The sequence below is a fragment of the Pseudomonas sp. AIG genome (assembly GCF_977020205.1).
Genome location: NZ_CDROCK010000085.1, coordinates 1 through 15,304 on the forward strand (window position 1 = coordinate 1; position 15,304 = coordinate 15,304).

Annotated in this window: 13 protein-coding genes; 7 read left to right on the plus strand and 6 right to left on the minus strand. The window is 60.5% G+C overall.

What is annotated here, in order from left to right; all coding sequences use genetic code 11:
- Window positions 1–129: 129 nt before the first annotated feature.
- The 6 genes from ACWR1S_RS29585 to gatC all read right to left on the minus strand — a co-directional run bounded on the left by ACWR1S_RS29585 (window position 130) and on the right by gatC (window position 5,343).
- A complete protein-coding gene (locus tag ACWR1S_RS29585) occupies window positions 130–507 on the minus strand; it encodes a carboxymuconolactone decarboxylase family protein (protein ID WP_007915345.1) in 378 nt (125 codons plus the stop codon).
- Complete coding sequence (locus tag ACWR1S_RS29590; RefSeq protein WP_454565982.1) at window positions 504–1,565, minus strand: calcium/sodium antiporter; 1,062 nt, start codon at window positions 1,563–1,565, stop codon at window positions 504–506. Before ACWR1S_RS29590 ends, ACWR1S_RS29585 begins: the two co-directional genes overlap by 4 nt.
- Window positions 1,566–1,611: 46 nt before the next feature.
- Complete coding sequence (locus tag ACWR1S_RS29595; protein WP_016984175.1) at window positions 1,612–1,986, minus strand: septal ring lytic transglycosylase RlpA family protein; 375 nt, start codon at window positions 1,984–1,986, stop codon at window positions 1,612–1,614.
- 145 nt (window positions 1,987–2,131) lie between these two features.
- Window positions 2,132–3,577, minus strand: a complete 1,446-nt coding sequence (gene gatB / locus ACWR1S_RS29600; protein WP_454565983.1) for an Asp-tRNA(Asn)/Glu-tRNA(Gln) amidotransferase subunit GatB — start codon at window positions 3,575–3,577, stop codon at window positions 2,132–2,134.
- Between the two features lie 10 nt (window positions 3,578–3,587).
- Window positions 3,588–5,039, minus strand: a complete 1,452-nt coding sequence (gene gatA, locus ACWR1S_RS29605; protein WP_102900695.1) for an Asp-tRNA(Asn)/Glu-tRNA(Gln) amidotransferase subunit GatA — start codon at window positions 5,037–5,039, stop codon at window positions 3,588–3,590.
- A 16-nt stretch (window positions 5,040–5,055) separates the two neighbouring features.
- The gene (gene gatC, locus ACWR1S_RS29610) at window positions 5,056–5,343 is read right to left on the minus strand and encodes an Asp-tRNA(Asn)/Glu-tRNA(Gln) amidotransferase subunit GatC (RefSeq protein ID WP_007915356.1); all 288 of its coding nucleotides are present in this window, start codon (window positions 5,341–5,343) and stop codon (window positions 5,056–5,058) included.
- 211 nt (window positions 5,344–5,554) lie between these two features.
- Between gatC and mreB the strand changes: the two genes are divergently transcribed.
- The 7 genes from mreB to ACWR1S_RS29645 form a co-directional block, all read left to right on the plus strand.
- A complete protein-coding gene (gene mreB, locus ACWR1S_RS29615) occupies window positions 5,555–6,592 on the plus strand; it encodes a rod shape-determining protein MreB (protein ID WP_002555108.1) in 1,038 nt (345 codons plus the stop codon).
- Window positions 6,593–6,733: 141 nt separating this feature from the next.
- Window positions 6,734–7,882, plus strand: a complete 1,149-nt coding sequence (gene mreC / locus ACWR1S_RS29620) for a rod shape-determining protein MreC (RefSeq protein ID WP_454565987.1) — start codon at window positions 6,734–6,736, stop codon at window positions 7,880–7,882.
- Window positions 7,882–8,373, plus strand: a complete 492-nt coding sequence (gene mreD, locus ACWR1S_RS29625) for a rod shape-determining protein MreD (RefSeq protein ID WP_129389136.1) — start codon at window positions 7,882–7,884, stop codon at window positions 8,371–8,373. Before mreC ends, mreD begins: the two co-directional genes overlap by 1 nt.
- Window positions 8,374–8,410: 37 nt before the next feature.
- Window positions 8,411–9,007, plus strand: coding sequence for a Maf family protein (locus ACWR1S_RS29630; RefSeq protein WP_454565984.1), 597 nt, complete (start codon window positions 8,411–8,413; stop codon window positions 9,005–9,007).
- A 58-nt stretch (window positions 9,008–9,065) separates the two neighbouring features.
- On the plus strand, window positions 9,066–10,523 hold the full coding sequence (gene rng / locus ACWR1S_RS29635; protein ID WP_077571121.1) for a ribonuclease G: 1,458 nt from the start codon (window positions 9,066–9,068) through the stop codon (window positions 10,521–10,523).
- A 75-nt stretch (window positions 10,524–10,598) separates the two neighbouring features.
- Window positions 10,599–14,405 (plus strand): YhdP family protein, encoded by a 3,807-nt coding sequence (locus tag ACWR1S_RS29640; RefSeq protein WP_454565985.1) that lies wholly within the window; start codon window positions 10,599–10,601, stop codon window positions 14,403–14,405.
- A gap of 58 nt (window positions 14,406–14,463) precedes the next feature.
- A partial coding sequence (locus tag ACWR1S_RS29645) for a carbon-nitrogen hydrolase family protein (RefSeq protein WP_454565986.1) occupies window positions 14,464–15,304 on the plus strand: 841 nt, incomplete at its 3' end.

The window sequence follows — 15,304 nt, forward strand, 5'->3', positions numbered from 1 at the left end:
GCCTCGCCCTCGCTGTCGTTGGCTTCTATAAGAATGCCACCGTGGCGCACAGACGCCTCGGCTTGGGCGAGTCCATACAATTACATGGGAATGCGGTCTCTTGTAGGAGCTGCCGCAGGCTGCGATTTTTTAGCTTTTCTCGTAACTGTCGATCACTTCCTGCGCCGCCCGAAACGCATCAATCGCCGCCGGCACGCCGGCATACACCGCGCAATGCAGCAACGCTTCGCGAATCTCGTCCACCGTGCAGCCATTGTTCAGCGCACCGCGCACATGGCCCTTCAATTCTTGCGGGCACTTCAGTGCCGTCAACGCGGCGAGGGTGATCAGGCTGCGGGTTTTCAGCGGCAGACCTTCACGATTCCACACGCCGCCCCAGGCATGTTCATTGACGAAGTCCTGCAACGGTTGAGTGAACTCGGTGGCGTTGCCCAGCGCGCGATCAACAAACGCATCGCCCATTACCTGGCGGCGGACTTCAACCCCGGACTTCTTCGATTCGGTCATGGCACATCCCTCTTGTGGTGTTGGCGGCGCCAGGCGCGTACGGACGTGAACAGCAAAAACGTCAACAGCGTCGGCAAGACATAAAACAGCATCAGCCGCTCAAGCTTGCCGGCCAGTGGCATGCCGGTGGTGAACGACACCACGTGCAGTCCGTACGCCAGATACAAACCGAGCAACAGCAGACCTTCGGCGCGGGTCACGCGGTAGCCGGAATAGAACACCGGCAGGCACAGTGCGGCGACGCCGAGCATCACCGGCAGATCGAAATCCAGTGCGTTCGGCGACACCGACAGCGGCGTCGGTGCGATCAAAGCCGTGAGGCCCAGCACCCCGAGCAGGTTGAACAGGTTGGCGCCGATGACGTTGCCGACAGCGATGTCACGTTGTCCGCGCAATGCGGCGATCAGCGAGGTCGCCAGTTCCGGCAGCGACGTGCCGACTGCGACTACGGTAAGGCCGATTACCCGCTCGGAGAATCCAAGATCAGTGGCCACCACGACAGCGGCGCCCAGCAGCAGATGTCCGGCAAACACCAACATTGCCAGACCGATAACGATCATCAGCAGGCTGCTGAACCACGAGGCCTGTGCCGTTTCGGGCTGTTCCGAATGCGGTCGCGCCGAGTGCCGCGATTGGCGTAACAACAAGCCGAGATACAACGCCAGTGCCGCCAGCAACAGGACGCCGTCGAAGCGCCCGATCTCTTCATTCCACGCCAATACGAACACCAGCAGACTGGCGCCGATCATCAGCGGAATATCGAGGCGCACCAATTGCCGCGAGACGCGCAGTGGAATGATCAGGGCTGACAAGCCGAGGGTGACGAGGATATTGAAGATGCTGCTGCCGACCACGCTACCGACCGCGATGTCGGGATTGTGTGCCAGCGCAGCTTGCAGGCTGACGGCCATTTGCGGTGCGCTGCTGCCAAGGGCGACGATGGTCAGACCGATAATCAATGGCCGCACATGCAGGCGCGCCGCCAGACGCACCGCCGCGCGCACCATCAACTCTGCGCCGAAGATCAGCAGGCACAGGCCGGCGAGCAGTTCGATCACGCTGATCAGGGGTAAGTCGGCTAATCCGAAAATGGTCAGCGCTCCATCAGTCGTCGAGGGCCTGCACGCGAACCCGTGCGGTGCCGCTGCGCAGCATGCCGAGTTGTTCGGCGGCCTCGCGGGACACGTCGATCAGGCGTCCACGGGTATGCGGGCCACGGTCATTGATGCGGACCACGACGGATTCATCGTTTTTCAGGTTGGTGACCTTCACCCGTGTGCCAAAGGGTAGCTGGCGGTGGGCGGCGGTCAGGGAATTCTGGTTGAACGCTTCGCCGCTGGCGGTGCGTTTACCGTGGTGCTTGGCACCGTAATAGGAAGCGACGCCGGTCTGGTCGTAACCGTGCGGGTCGATGGTGTCGGTGCTGGCGCAACCGGCCAGTAAAGAAAGCAGGGCGCAGGCGCCGAGCAGACGTTTCATTCAGATACTCCAAAGTGATCGTTCCCACGCTCCAGCGTGGGAATGCATCCCGTGACGCTCTGCGTCACACCGCAATGGACGCGGAGCGTCCGGGGCGGCATTCCCACGCAGAGCGTGGGAACGATCCCCGAGCGCGGGGCCGGAATCAGCCTTCGAGCTTGCTTTTCAGCAGTTCGTTCACTTGCTGCGGGTTGGCTTTGCCTTTCGACGCTTTCATCGCCTGACCCACAAAGAAGCCGAACATCTTGCCGCGTTTGGCCTCATCAGCCGCACGGTACTGTTCAACTTGCTCGGCGTTGGCCGCAAGCATTTCGTCCAGTACCGCCGAGATCGCGCCGCTGTCGGTCACTTGCTTCAGGCCGCGTTTTTCGATGATCTCGTCTGCGCTGCCTTCACCGTTGGCCATCGCTTCAAACACAACCTTGGCGATCTTGCCGGAGATGGTGTTGTCCTTGATGCGCAGCAACATGCCGCCCAGCAGTTCAGCGGAAACCGGCGACTCATCGATGTCCAGGCCTTGCTTGTTGAGCAGGCTGCCCAACTCGACCATTACCCAGTTCGCCGCCAGTTTGGCGTCGCCGCCGATGCTCGCGACTTTCTCGAAGTAATCGGCTTGCTCGCGGCTGGTGGCCAGCACGCTGGCGTCGTAGACCGACAGACCGAATTGCTCCTGGAAGCGCTCGCGTTTCTGCGGAGGCAGTTCCGGCAGGGTGGCGCGCACCTCGCCGAGGAACGACTCTTCGATGACTACCGGCAGCAGATCCGGATCGGGGAAGTAACGGTAGTCGTTGGCTTCCTCTTTCGAACGCATCGGACGCGTCTCGTCCTTGTTCGGATCGTACAGACGGGTCTGCTGGATCACTTTGCCGCCGTCTTCGATCAGCTCGATCTGACGCTGGATTTCGGAGTTGATCGCCTTCTCGATGAAGCGGAACGAGTTGACGTTCTTGATCTCGCAGCGCGTGCCGAATTCAGCCTGGCCTTTCGGACGGATCGACACGTTGCAGTCGCAACGCAACGAGCCTTCGGCCATGTTGCCGTCGCAGATGCCCAGATAACGTACCAACGCGTGGATCGCCTTGACGTAAGCCACGGCTTCCTTGGCGCTGCGCATGTCCGGCTCGGAGACGATTTCCAGCAGCGGCGTGCCGGCACGGTTCAGGTCGATGCCGGTGGCACCGTTGAATTCTTCGTGCAGGCTCTTGCCGGCGTCTTCTTCCAGGTGCGCGCGGGTGATGCCGACACGTTTGACCGTGCCGTCTTCCAGGGCGATGTCCAGGTGGCCTTTGCCGACGATCGGCAATTCCATCTGGCTGATCTGGTAGCCCTTCGGCAGGTCCGGGTAGAAGTAGTTCTTACGCGCGAACACGTTGTGCTGACCGATCTCGGCGTCAATCGCCAGACCGAACATCACCGCCATACGCACGGCTTCCTGGTTCAGCACCGGCAATACGCCCGGCATGCCCAGGTCGATCAGGCTGGCCTGGGTGTTCGGCTCGGAACCGAACGTGGTGGAACTACCGGAAAAGATTTTCGACCGGGTAGTGAGCTGAGTGTGAATCTCCAGCCCGATCACGACTTCCCATTGCATGTGTGTCTCCTCAGAAGCCGGTTGGGGTGCGGGTGTGCCAGTCAGTGTTGAGCTGATACTGGTGGGCAACGTTCAACAGGCGACCTTCCTGGAAGTACGGCGCGAGCAACTGCACGCCCACCGGCAGACCGTCGACAAAACCGGCCGGCATCGACAGGCCCGGCAGGCCCGCGAGGTTGGCGGTGATGGTGTAGACGTCTTCCAGATAGGCAGCGACTGGGTCGCTGTTTTTGGCGCCGAGCTTCCAGGCCGGGTTTGGCGTGGTTGGACCGAGGATGATGTCGACTTCATTAAAGGCCGCCATGAAGTCGTTCTTCACCAGGCGACGGATCTTCTGCGCTTTCAGGTAGTAGGCGTCGTAGTAACCGGCGGACAGCGCGTAAGCACCGACCATGATCCGACGCTGGACTTCCGGGCCGAAGCCTTCGCCACGCGAGCGCTTGTACAGGTCGATCAGGTCTTTCGGTTGCTCGCAACGGTGGCCGAAACGCACGCCGTCGAAACGCGACAGGTTGGAAGACGCTTCTGCCGGGGCGATCACGTAGTACGCAGGAATCGCGTGCTGCATGTTCGGCAGGCTGATTTCCTTGATCACGGCACCGAGCTTCTGCAGCTCTTTAATGCTGTTCTGGATCAGCTCGGCGATGCGCGGGTCGAGACCGGCGCTGAAGTATTCCTTCGGCACACCGATGCGCAGGCCTTGCAGCGAATCGCCGAGGCTGGCGGAGTAATCCGGAACCGGCTCATCGATGCTGGTCGAGTCGTTCTGATCGAAGCCGGCCATACCTTGCAACAAAATTGCGCAGTCTTCGGCCGTGCGCGCCAGAGGGCCGCCCTGATCGAGGCTGGAAGCGTAAGCGATCATGCCCCAGCGCGAAACGCGACCGTAGGTCGGCTTCAGGCCAGTGAGGTTGGTGAACGCTGCCGGCTGACGAATCGAACCACCGGTGTCAGTGGCCGTGGCCGCAGGCAACAGACGAGCGGCAACCGCCGCCGCCGAACCGCCGGACGAACCGCCCGGTACGTGTTCCAGGTTCCACGGGTTTTTCACCGCGCCGTACCAGCTCGACTCGTTGGCCGAACCCATGGCGAATTCGTCCATGTTGGTCTTGCCCAGAGTCACGGCGCCGGCAGCGGCCAGTTTCGCGACCACGGTGGCGTCGTACGGGGCTTTGAAGTTGTCGAGCATCTTCGAGCCGCAGCTGGTGCGAATGCCCTGGGTGCAGAACAGGTCTTTGTGAGCGATCGGCGCGCCGAGCAGGGCGCCGCTCTCACCGTTGGCGCGGCGGGCATCGGCGGCTTTCGCCTGCTCGAGGGCCAGCGCTTCGGTGAGGCTGATAAAACTGTTGAGCTGCGGATCGAGCTGGGTGATTCGCGCCAGCAGGACTTTGGTCAGCTCTTCGGAGGAAAACTTTTTATCGGCGAGACCGCGGGCGATCTCGGCCAGAGTCATTTGATGCATTGCAGGCTCTTTCCCTTTAGTCGATGACTTTCGGAACCAGATACAGGCCGTTTTCGACCGCTGGTGCGATGGACTGGTAGGCCTCGCGGTGATTGCTCTCGGTCACGACGTCGGCGCGCAGGCGCTGACTGGCTTCCAGCGGGTGGGCCAGAGGCTCGATTCCGTCGGTATTAACAGCCTGCATTTCGTCGACCAGACCGAGAATGCTGTTGAGAGCGGAAGTAATGTGTGGAAGATCGGCATCATTGAGGCCAAGGCAGGCCAGATGCGCGATTTTTTCCACGTCGGAGCGTTCTAGCGCCATCGGGATTCTCCTGTGGAAAACAGAACGGACGGCGTCCGTGTGTTAGATTGTCGGAACACTACCGCACTTCTACGGTCATAAGGCCGCGATTGTGGGGCTTGGTGCACAGAAAAGCGGCCAATTTAACATATTGGCGCCTTGCCCAAAATCCCTGTCGTTGTTAGAGTTTGCCGCACTTTTTTACCCACGCGTTGCCTAGGGTCCCTTTCCCATGTTCAAGAAACTGCGTGGCATGTTTTCCAGCGATCTTTCCATTGACCTGGGCACTGCCAACACCCTTATTTACGTGCGCGAGCGCGGTATCGTCCTGAATGAGCCATCGGTTGTGGCCATTCGGACACACGGTAACCAGAAAAGTGTCGTTGCTGTCGGCACCGAGGCCAAGCGCATGCTCGGCCGTACGCCGGGCAACATTGCTGCCATTCGTCCGATGAAGGACGGCGTGATCGCCGACTTCAGCGTCTGCGAAAAGATGCTGCAATACTTTATTAACAAGGTTCACGAAAACAGCTTTCTGCAGCCTAGCCCTCGTGTGCTGATCTGCGTTCCATGCAAATCCACCCAGGTTGAGCGTCGTGCCATCCGTGAATCGGCCCTTGGCGCCGGTGCCCGTGAAGTGTTCCTGATCGAAGAGCCAATGGCTGCGGCGATCGGTGCCGGCCTGCCGGTTGAAGAAGCACGCGGCTCGATGGTCGTGGATATCGGTGGTGGTACTACCGAAATCGCGCTGATCTCCCTGAACGGTGTGGTCTATGCCGAATCCGTCCGCGTTGGCGGCGACCGCTTCGACGAAGCGATCATCACCTACGTGCGTCGTAACTACGGCAGCCTGATCGGTGAATCCACCGCTGAGCGCATCAAGCAGGAAATCGGCACGGCCTACCCGGGCGGCGAAGTTCGCGAAGTCGACGTTCGCGGTCGCAACCTGGCCGAAGGCGTTCCACGCGCATTCACCCTGAACTCCAACGAAGTACTGGAAGCTCTGCAAGAGTCTCTGGCGACCATCGTTCAGGCCGTGAAAAGCGCCCTGGAGCAATCGCCGCCGGAACTGGCTTCCGACATCGCCGAGCGTGGCCTGGTACTGACCGGTGGTGGCGCGCTGTTGCGTGACCTCGACAAGTTGCTGGCCCAGGAAACCGGTCTGCCAGTCATCGTTGCCGAAGATCCGCTGACCTGTGTTGCTCGCGGCGGTGGCCGTGCATTGGAAATGATGGATAAGCACACCATGGACCTGCTCTCCAGCGAATAAGTCGCCGGGTGCAATACGTGGGTGAGCGCGCAGGCAGCACTTTGCAGTGCTGCCTGTTGGCGTTTATCTTCTGTCAGTCTTCATCCAGGCCGGTTTGATGCCGTATGAATAAACAGAACATTTGCCTGGGAGGAGCGGCTTATTAAACCGCTTTTCGCCAAAGGCCCTTCGTTGGGTGTGCGCCTGTTGGTGCTGGCCGTGCTGTCGGTCGCGCTGATGGTGGTCGATGCCCGCTTCGACCTGCTCAAGCCTGCGCGCAAACAAGCGTCGCTGGTGTTGATGGACGCCTACTGGATCACTGACCTGCCCGGACGGCTGTGGGAAGGGATTGCCAGTCAGTTCGGCAGTCGCACCGAACTGGTCGCCGAAAACGAAAAACTCAAGACCGAAAACCTGCTGTATCAGGGCCGCATGCAAAAGCTTGCTGCACTGACCGAGCAGAACGTCCGGCTGCGCGAGTTGCTCAATTCCTCTGCGCTGGTCAATGAAAAGGTCGAAGTGGCCGAGTTGATCGGCATGGACCCCAACCCCTTCACTCATCGCATCATCATCAATAAAGGTGAACGCGACGGCGTGGTACTGGGGCAGCCGGTGCTCGATGCGCGCGGTCTGATGGGGCAAGTGGTCGAGTTGATGCCGTACACCTCCCGTGTACTGCTGCTGACCGACACCACTCACAGCATTCCCGTGCAGGTGAACCGTAACGGTTTGCGCGCGATTGCCAGCGGCACCGGTAATCCGGAGCGCCTGGAATTGCGTCACGTCGCCGACACGGCCGATATCAAAGAAGGCGATCTGTTGGTCAGCTCCGGGCTTGGCCAGCGCTTCCCGGCCGGTTACCCGGTCGCCACGGTGAAGGAAGTGATCCACGATTCCGGCCAGCCGTTCGCGATCGTCCGCGCCGTGCCAACTGCCGCACTCAACCGTAGCCGCTATCTGCTGCTGGTATTCAGCGACAACCGTACCGCCGAAGAGCGCGCCAATGATGCCGCGCAGGCGCAGGAAAACCTTGATGCCTTTGGCGGCGGCCCGATTGTGCCGGCCACTGTGCCGAAAACCGTCACCCCGCCTGCTGCTGCAGCGGCTGCTACGACACCCGCAACGCCTGCCGCACCAGCCGCTGCCGCCAGCACCACACCGGTCAAACCCGCGGCAAGCAAACCGCCAGCAGCGGCCAAACCACCGGCAGCGGCGCCGACGCCGAGCAAACCTCCAGCTGCCCAGCCGGCTGCGCGACCTGCGGCAAAACCGCCCGTCAGTGCACCGGCGACAACTGGGAGACAAGAATAATGGTCGGGGCTACCGCATCGCGAAACGGCTGGATTGTCTGGCTGACGTTTCTCATCGGCATGTTGCTTAGTGTCTCGCCGTTGCCGCAATTCATGGAAATCCTGCGTCCGCTGTGGCTGGCGCTGCTTCTGACATTCTGGGCGCTGTACATGCCGCACACGGTTGGCATGGTCACGGCGTTTTGCCTCGGGCTGGCAGAAGATGTGCTCTACGGCACGCTGCTTGGGCAGAACGCGTTGATCCTGACACTGATCACCTTCCTCGTGCTGTCGTTGCAACAACGCCTGCGAATGTTCCCGATGTGGCAGCAATGTCTGGTGATTCTGGTGATTTTCGGTCTCGCGCAGCTGGTGCAATTGTGGCTCAGCGCCTTGACCGGCAACCGTCAGCCAACCCTGGCGCTGGTGCTGCCAGCACTGGTCAGTGCCTTGCTCTGGCCTTGGGTCAGCTTTGCCCTACGCGGATTGCGCCGACGCTACAAAATCAATTGAGCCGGTGAAGCAGGGCACTGAACAGGGAGATGTTTTGATGAAGCCGCTTTACCTCGCCTCCGGATCGCCGCGTCGCCGTGAATTGCTCACGCAGATCGGCGTTGCGTTTTCCGCGATCAGTGCGGATATCGATGAAACCCCATTACCTGAAGAATCGCCACCGGCCTATGTCGAGCGTCTGGCGCGCGGCAAGGCCGAGGCCGGGCGCCGCGCCGTCGTGTTCGCTCAGCCCTTCTGCGTGCTGGGTGCCGACACCGCCGTGGTGCTGGACGGCAAAATTCTTGGCAAACCGGTGGACGAAGCCGACGCATGCGCCATGCTGATGATGTTGTCCGGCAAGGAGCATGAAGTGCTGACCGCCATCGCCGTGCTCGAAGGCGAGCGCTGCGAGTCGCGGGTGGTGCGCAGTCTGGTGCGGTTTCGCCCGATCAGCGGTGAAGAAGCTGGCGCTTATTGGGCCAGTGGCGAGCCACGGGACAAGGCCGGCGGTTATGGCATTCAAGGGCTCGGCGCGGTGTTTGTCGCCGGCCTCAATGGCAGTTACTCGGCAGTCGTCGGCTTGCCTGTTTGCGAAACCGCAGAACTGTTGGGCCATTTCGGCATACCCTGTTGGCAAAACCTGAACGCGCAATAAGCGTCGTACGAATCCAGATGCGGCCATTATCGTGAACACGCCTGAACGAGATCCTGCCATGAGTGAAGAGATTCTGATCAACATCACGCCGATGGAGTCGCGCGTGGCGGTGGTCGAAAACGGTGTGCTGCAAGAAGTCCACGTTGAGCGCACGCAAAAACGCGGGATCGTCGGCAACATCTATAAAGGCAAGATTGTTCGGGTACTGCCGGGCATGCAGGCGGCGTTCGTCGACATCGGCCTGGATCGCGCGGCGTTCATTCACGCCGCCGAAATCTCCCTGCGCGAAGGCCCAGCGGTGGAAAGCATCAGTGCGCTGGTGCACGAAGGCCAAAGCCTGGTGGTGCAAGTCACCAAGGATCCGATCGGTTCCAAAGGCGCGCGCCTGACCACGCAACTGTCGATTCCGTCGCGCTACCTGGTGTACATGCCACGCACCGCCCACGTCGGCATTTCCCTGAAAATCGAAGACGAAGCCGAGCGCGAACGCCTCAAGCAGGTGGTCAGCGATTGTGTGGCCAAGGAAGGGATCAAGGAGGCGGGCGGTTTCATTTTGCGTACCGCCGCCGAAGGCGCTGGCGCCGATGAAATCCTCATGGACATCCGCTACCTGCGCCGCCTGTGGGATCAGATCAACGAGCAGATCAAAACCATCGGCGCGCCGAGCGTGATTTACGAAGACCTCGGTCTGGCGTTGCGTACGCTACGTGATCTGGTCAATCCGAAGATCGAGAAGATTCGCATCGACTCGCGGGAAACCTTCCAGAAAACCACGCAGTTCGTTGCCGAACTGATGCCGGAAATCGCCGATCGTCTGGAGCACTATCCAGGTGAGCGGCCGATTTTTGACCTGTACGGTGTCGAAGACGAAATCCAGAAAGCCCTCGAACGCAAGGTGCCGCTGAAGTCCGGCGGTTATCTGGTGGTCGATCCGGCAGAAGCCATGACCACCATCGACGTCAATACCGGGGCGTTCGTCGGCCATCGCAATCTCGAAGAGACCATCTTCAAGACCAATCTCGAAGCGGCCACCGCGATTGCCCGGCAAATGCGCCTGCGCAATCTGGGCGGGATCATCATCATCGACTTCATCGACATGGAAGATGAAGAGCACCAGCGCCAAGTACTACGCACTTTGGAAAAACAGCTGGAGCGCGATCACGCCAAGACCAACATCATTGGCATCACCGAGCTGGGTCTGGTGCAGATGACCCGCAAGCGCACCCGCGAAAGCCTTGAGCAAGTGCTGTGCGAACCGTGCAGCAGCTGCCAGGGTCGCGGCAAACTGAAAACTGCGGAAACCATCTGTTACGAGATTTTCCGCGAGATTCTGCGTGAAGCCCGCGCCTATCAGGCCGAAGGCTATCGTGTATTGGCGAACCAGAAAGTCGTCGACCGTTTGCTCGACGAAGAATCCGGTAACGTTGCCGAACTTGAAGGCTTCATCGGCCGCACCATACGCTTCCAGGTGGAAACCATGTATTCCCAGGAACAATATGACGTGGTGTTGCTCTGATCCCCTGCGTCACTTTTTTTCCACCGCGGCTGGCCTCAGCTTTTCGCAGTATTTTTGCCATGGGAGCCATCTGACATGGAGCGTCTGACACGCATTCTGGCCGCACTCACCCGTTGGGGGCTGGGCCTGTGCGCGTTGGTTCTGGTGTTGATGGCGTTGTACGTCAGTCTTGGCCGCGAACTGACGCCGCTGGTGGCCGAATATCGTGCCGATATAGAAGACAAAGCCAGCGCCGCCCTCGGCATGCCGTTGCAGATCGGCGAGCTGGAAGGCAACTGGAGCGGTTTTGCGCCGATCCTGCTGGCTCATGATGTGATGGTCGGCAGTGGCGCCAATGCGTTGCGTCTGGACCGCGTGCGAGTGGTGCCGGATCTTTGGGCCAGTCTGTTGGCTCGTGAAGTGCGCATTGCCCACCTCGAGCTCAACGGCCTGAAAATCAGCCTCAAGGAGGCCGAAGACGGCAGTTGGGCGCTGGAAGGCCTGCCGGTGCAGAACGATCAGCCGCTCGATCCGCAGCAACTGTTCAATCGTTCGCAGATGATTCAACAACTGTCGGTGCTCGACAGTCAGGTGACTTTGCAGCCGCAGGATCACGCGCCGCTGACGCTCACCTATGTCGGCCTCAATCTGAAAACCGGCGCCAGCCGTCAGCGGCTCGATGCACGTTTGACCTTGCCCGATGGCCAGCCTGTTGCGTTGAGTCTGCGTACGCGAATTCGCCCGGAGCAATGGCAGGACAGTGTGGTGGAGGGTTATGCCAGCCTGCCGCAAAGCGACTGGTCGAAGTGGCTGCCGGAGCGTCTGACCCAGCAATGGAATTTTTCCGAGATCAAGGCTGGCGGCGAACTCTGGGTCAATTGGGCCAAGGGCACGCTGCAAAGCGCTGCGCTCCGTTTGAACGCGCCGCAACTGATCGGCGCTTACGCCGATCGCAAGCCGATCCAGATCAATAATCTGGCGCTTGGCGCCTACTACGAGAACAGTGCCGAGGGCGCGATCGTTACCCTCGATTCGCTGGCGATGAGTTTCGGTGAAAACCGTTGGGAGTCCCATGTACAGCTGAAGCAGACGCGCGCGACCGACAAGGTCGAAGAGCTTTGGCACTTGCAGGCGGATCGTCTCGACCTGACGCCGATCACTCCACTGCTGAACGCCTTGGGGCCGCTGCCGCAAGGATTCGCCACGGCCGTCGATCATCTGAAGGTCACCGGTGGTCTGCGCAATGTGTTGCTGGATTTTCGCCCCAACGCCACCGACGGCAACAAATTCAGTTTCGCCACCAACCTGGATAACGTCGGTTTTGACGCCTATCACGGGGCGCCGGCGGCTCGAAACGTCAGCGGCAGCCTGAGCGGCAACCTCGACGGTGGCGAGTTACGCATGGACAGCAAGGATTTTGTCCTCCACCTCGACCCGATTTTTGCCAAGCCGTGGCAATACCTTCAGGCCAACGCACGCCTGACCTGGAAACTCGATAAAGACGGTTTCACCCTGATCGCTCCGTACCTGAAGGTGCTGGGCGAGGAGGGCAAGATTGCCGGCGACTTCCTGATTCGTCTGCATTTCGACCACAGCCAGGAAGACTACATGGACCTGCGGGTCGGCCTGGTCGATGGCGATGGTCGCTACACGGCCAAGTATTTGCCCGAAGTTCTCAGCCCGGCGCTCGACGAGTGGCTGCGCACGGCAATCCTCAAAGGTGCGGTCGACCAAGGCTTCTTCCAGTATCAGGGCTCGCTGAGCAAGAACGCCGGTGAGGCCGATCGCAGCATCAGTCTGTTCTTTAAGGTCCACGACGCTGAACTGGCGTTCCAGCCGGGCTGGCCGCACGTGAGCAAGGTCAGTGGCGATGTGTTCATCGAAGACAGCGGTGTGCGGATCTGGGCCGACAAGGGCCAGTTGCTCGACACCCAGGTCAGCGATGTCTTCGTCAATATTCCCCACGTAGCGGCCGGGCAACACACGCACATGTATCTCGATGGCGGGTTTGCTGGCGGCCTCGGTGATGGTCTGAAAATTCTCCAGGACGCACCGATCGGCACCGGTGAAACCTTCGCCGGTTGGGAAGGGGCGGGGGATCTGCAAGGCAAGCTCAAGCTCGATATCCCGTTGGACAAGGGCGGCGATCAGCCAAAAATCCTCGTCGACTTCAAAACCGCCAATGCGCGCCTGAAGCTGGCTGAGCCGAAGCTGGAGCTGGCTCAGCTCAAGGGCGATTTCCGCTTTGACAGTGCCAAGGGGCTCAGCGGGCAGAACATCGCCGCGCGGGCGTTCGACAAACCGGTCACGGCGCAGATTTTCGCCGATGGCAGCCCTGGCAAACTCAAGACTCGGGTCGCGGCATCCGGGCAGGTCGAGGTCAAGAAACTCACTGACTGGCTGGGCGTGACACAACCGTTGCCGGTCTCCGGGACCATTCCCTATCAACTGCAATTGAATCTGGACGGCGCCGACAGTCAGTTGATGGTCAGCTCCAGCATGAAAGGTGTGGCAGTGGATCTGCCGGCGCCGTTCGGCATGGCGGCGGATGTCGGTCGCGATACCGTGTTCCGCATGACCTTGCAGGGGCAGGAGCGGCGTTACTGGGTCAATTACGACCAACTGGCCAATTTCACTTTTGCCGCGCCGCCGAGCAATTTTGCCGAAGGCCGTGGCGAGTTGTTCCTCGGTGCCGGCGAAGCAGTGCTGCCGGGGGCCAAAGGCTTGCGGATTCGCGGGGTGCTCTCGGAACTCGACGTCGCACCTTGGCAGGATCTGGTCAACAGGTACGCAGGGCAAGATCCCGGCGGCAGCGCCAAGCAATTGCTTAACAGTGCTGACTTCAAGGTCGGCAAACTCACTGCATTCGGCACCACGCTGGATCAGGCGTCGGTTCAGGTCAATCGCAAGCCGGGCGCATGGAATCTGGCCCTCGACAGCCAGCAGGCGAAAGGCTCGGCGAGCCTGCCGGACGCCAAGGGCGTGCCGATTGCGGTCAATCTGCAATACGTGAAACTGCCAGCGCCGGACCCGACGGTGCAGGCTGACGAGAATTCGCCGGATCCGTTGGTATCGGTCGATCCGACGAAAATTCCGGCGCTGGATATCACCATCAATCAACTGTTTTTGGGCCCCGACCTGGTCGGCGGCTGGTCGTTGAAAGTGCGACCAACCGCCAAGGGCATCGCTCTGAACAACCTGGACATGGGCCTCAAAGGCATCTTGTTGCAGGGCAATGGTGGCTGGGAAGGCGCACCGGGTGCGACCAACAGCTGGTTCAAAGGCCGGATTGGCGGCAAAAACCTCGCCGATGTCCTCAAGGGCTGGGGCTTTGCCCCGAGCGTGACCAGTGAAGAATTCCACATGGACGTCGACGGCCGCTGGCCGGGCTCGCCGGCATGGCTGGCGACCAAGCGCTTCTCCGGCACCCTTGATGCGTCGCTGAACAAAGGCCAGTTTGTTGAAGTGGAGGGTGGCGCACAGGCGTTGCGGGTGTTTGGGCTGCTCAACTTCAACTCTATCGGCCGGCGTTTGCGTCTGGACTTCTCCGACCTGTTCGGCAAAGGCTTGAGCTACGACCGGGTCAAAGGTCTGCTGGTGGCAAACAATGGTGTGTATGTCACCCGCGAGCCGATTCGCCTGACCGGCCCTTCAAGTAACCTTGAGCTGGACGGTACGCTGGATCTGGTCGGTGACCAGGTCGACGCCAAGTTGCTGGTGACGTTGCCGGTGACCAATAACCTGCCCATCGCTGCGCTGATTGTCGGTGCACCGGCGGTTGGCGGTGCGTTGTTCCTCATCGACAAGTTGATCGGTGACCGTGTGGCGCGCTTTGCCAGTGTGAAGTACACCGTCAAAGGCCCTTGGAAAGAGCCGAAAATCACCTTTGACAAGCCTTTTTGAACAGCCAGCCCCTGAACCGATGGAGTAGCATGGCCGCATACCTCTTGCGGAGTTCGCCATGTCTTTAGCGGTGATTCAAATGGTCAGCCAGAGCGACGTGCTGGCCAATCTGGCTCAGGCCCGGCGCCTGCTCGAACAGGCAGCGGCCGGCGGTGCGAAGCTCGCGGTACTGCCGGAAAACTTCGCCGCCATGGGCCGTCGCGATGTCGCTGACATCGGCCGCGCCGAAGCACTGGGCGAAGGACCGATCCTGCCATGGTTGAAACAGACCGCCCGCGACCTCAAGTTATGGATAGTGGCTGGCACCTTGCCGTTGCCGCCGGTGGATCAGCCGACGGCCAAGGCCAATGCCTGCTCGCTGCTGGTCGATGATCAGGGTGAAGTCGTAGCCCGCTATGACAAGTTGCATCTGTTCGATGTCGATGTAGCGGACAATCGCGGCCGTTACCGCGAATCCGATGACTATGCTTATGGCAGTGGCGTCGTAGTTGCCGATACGCCGGTGGGCCGACTCGGTTTGACCGTATGCTACGACTTGCGCTTTCCCGAGCTGTACAGCGAATTGCGTGCTGCCGGTGCTGAACTGATTACCGCACCGTCAGCCTTTACTGCGGTGACCGGCGCAGCGCATTGGGATGTGCTGATTCGTGCGCGGGCCATCGAGACCCAGTGTTATGTGCTGGCTGCCGCGCAGGGCGGGACCCATCCGGGACCGCGGGAAACCTTTGGCCACGCGGCGATTATCGACCCGTGGGGCCGTGTGCTGGCGAGTCAGGATCAAGGCGAAGCGGTGTTGTTGGCCGAACGCGACAATATTGAACAAGCGTCCATCAGGGCGCGAATGCCGGTGACGAGTCATCGGCGGTTTTTCTCGCAGGGCGCACAGCGGCCTGCTTCAG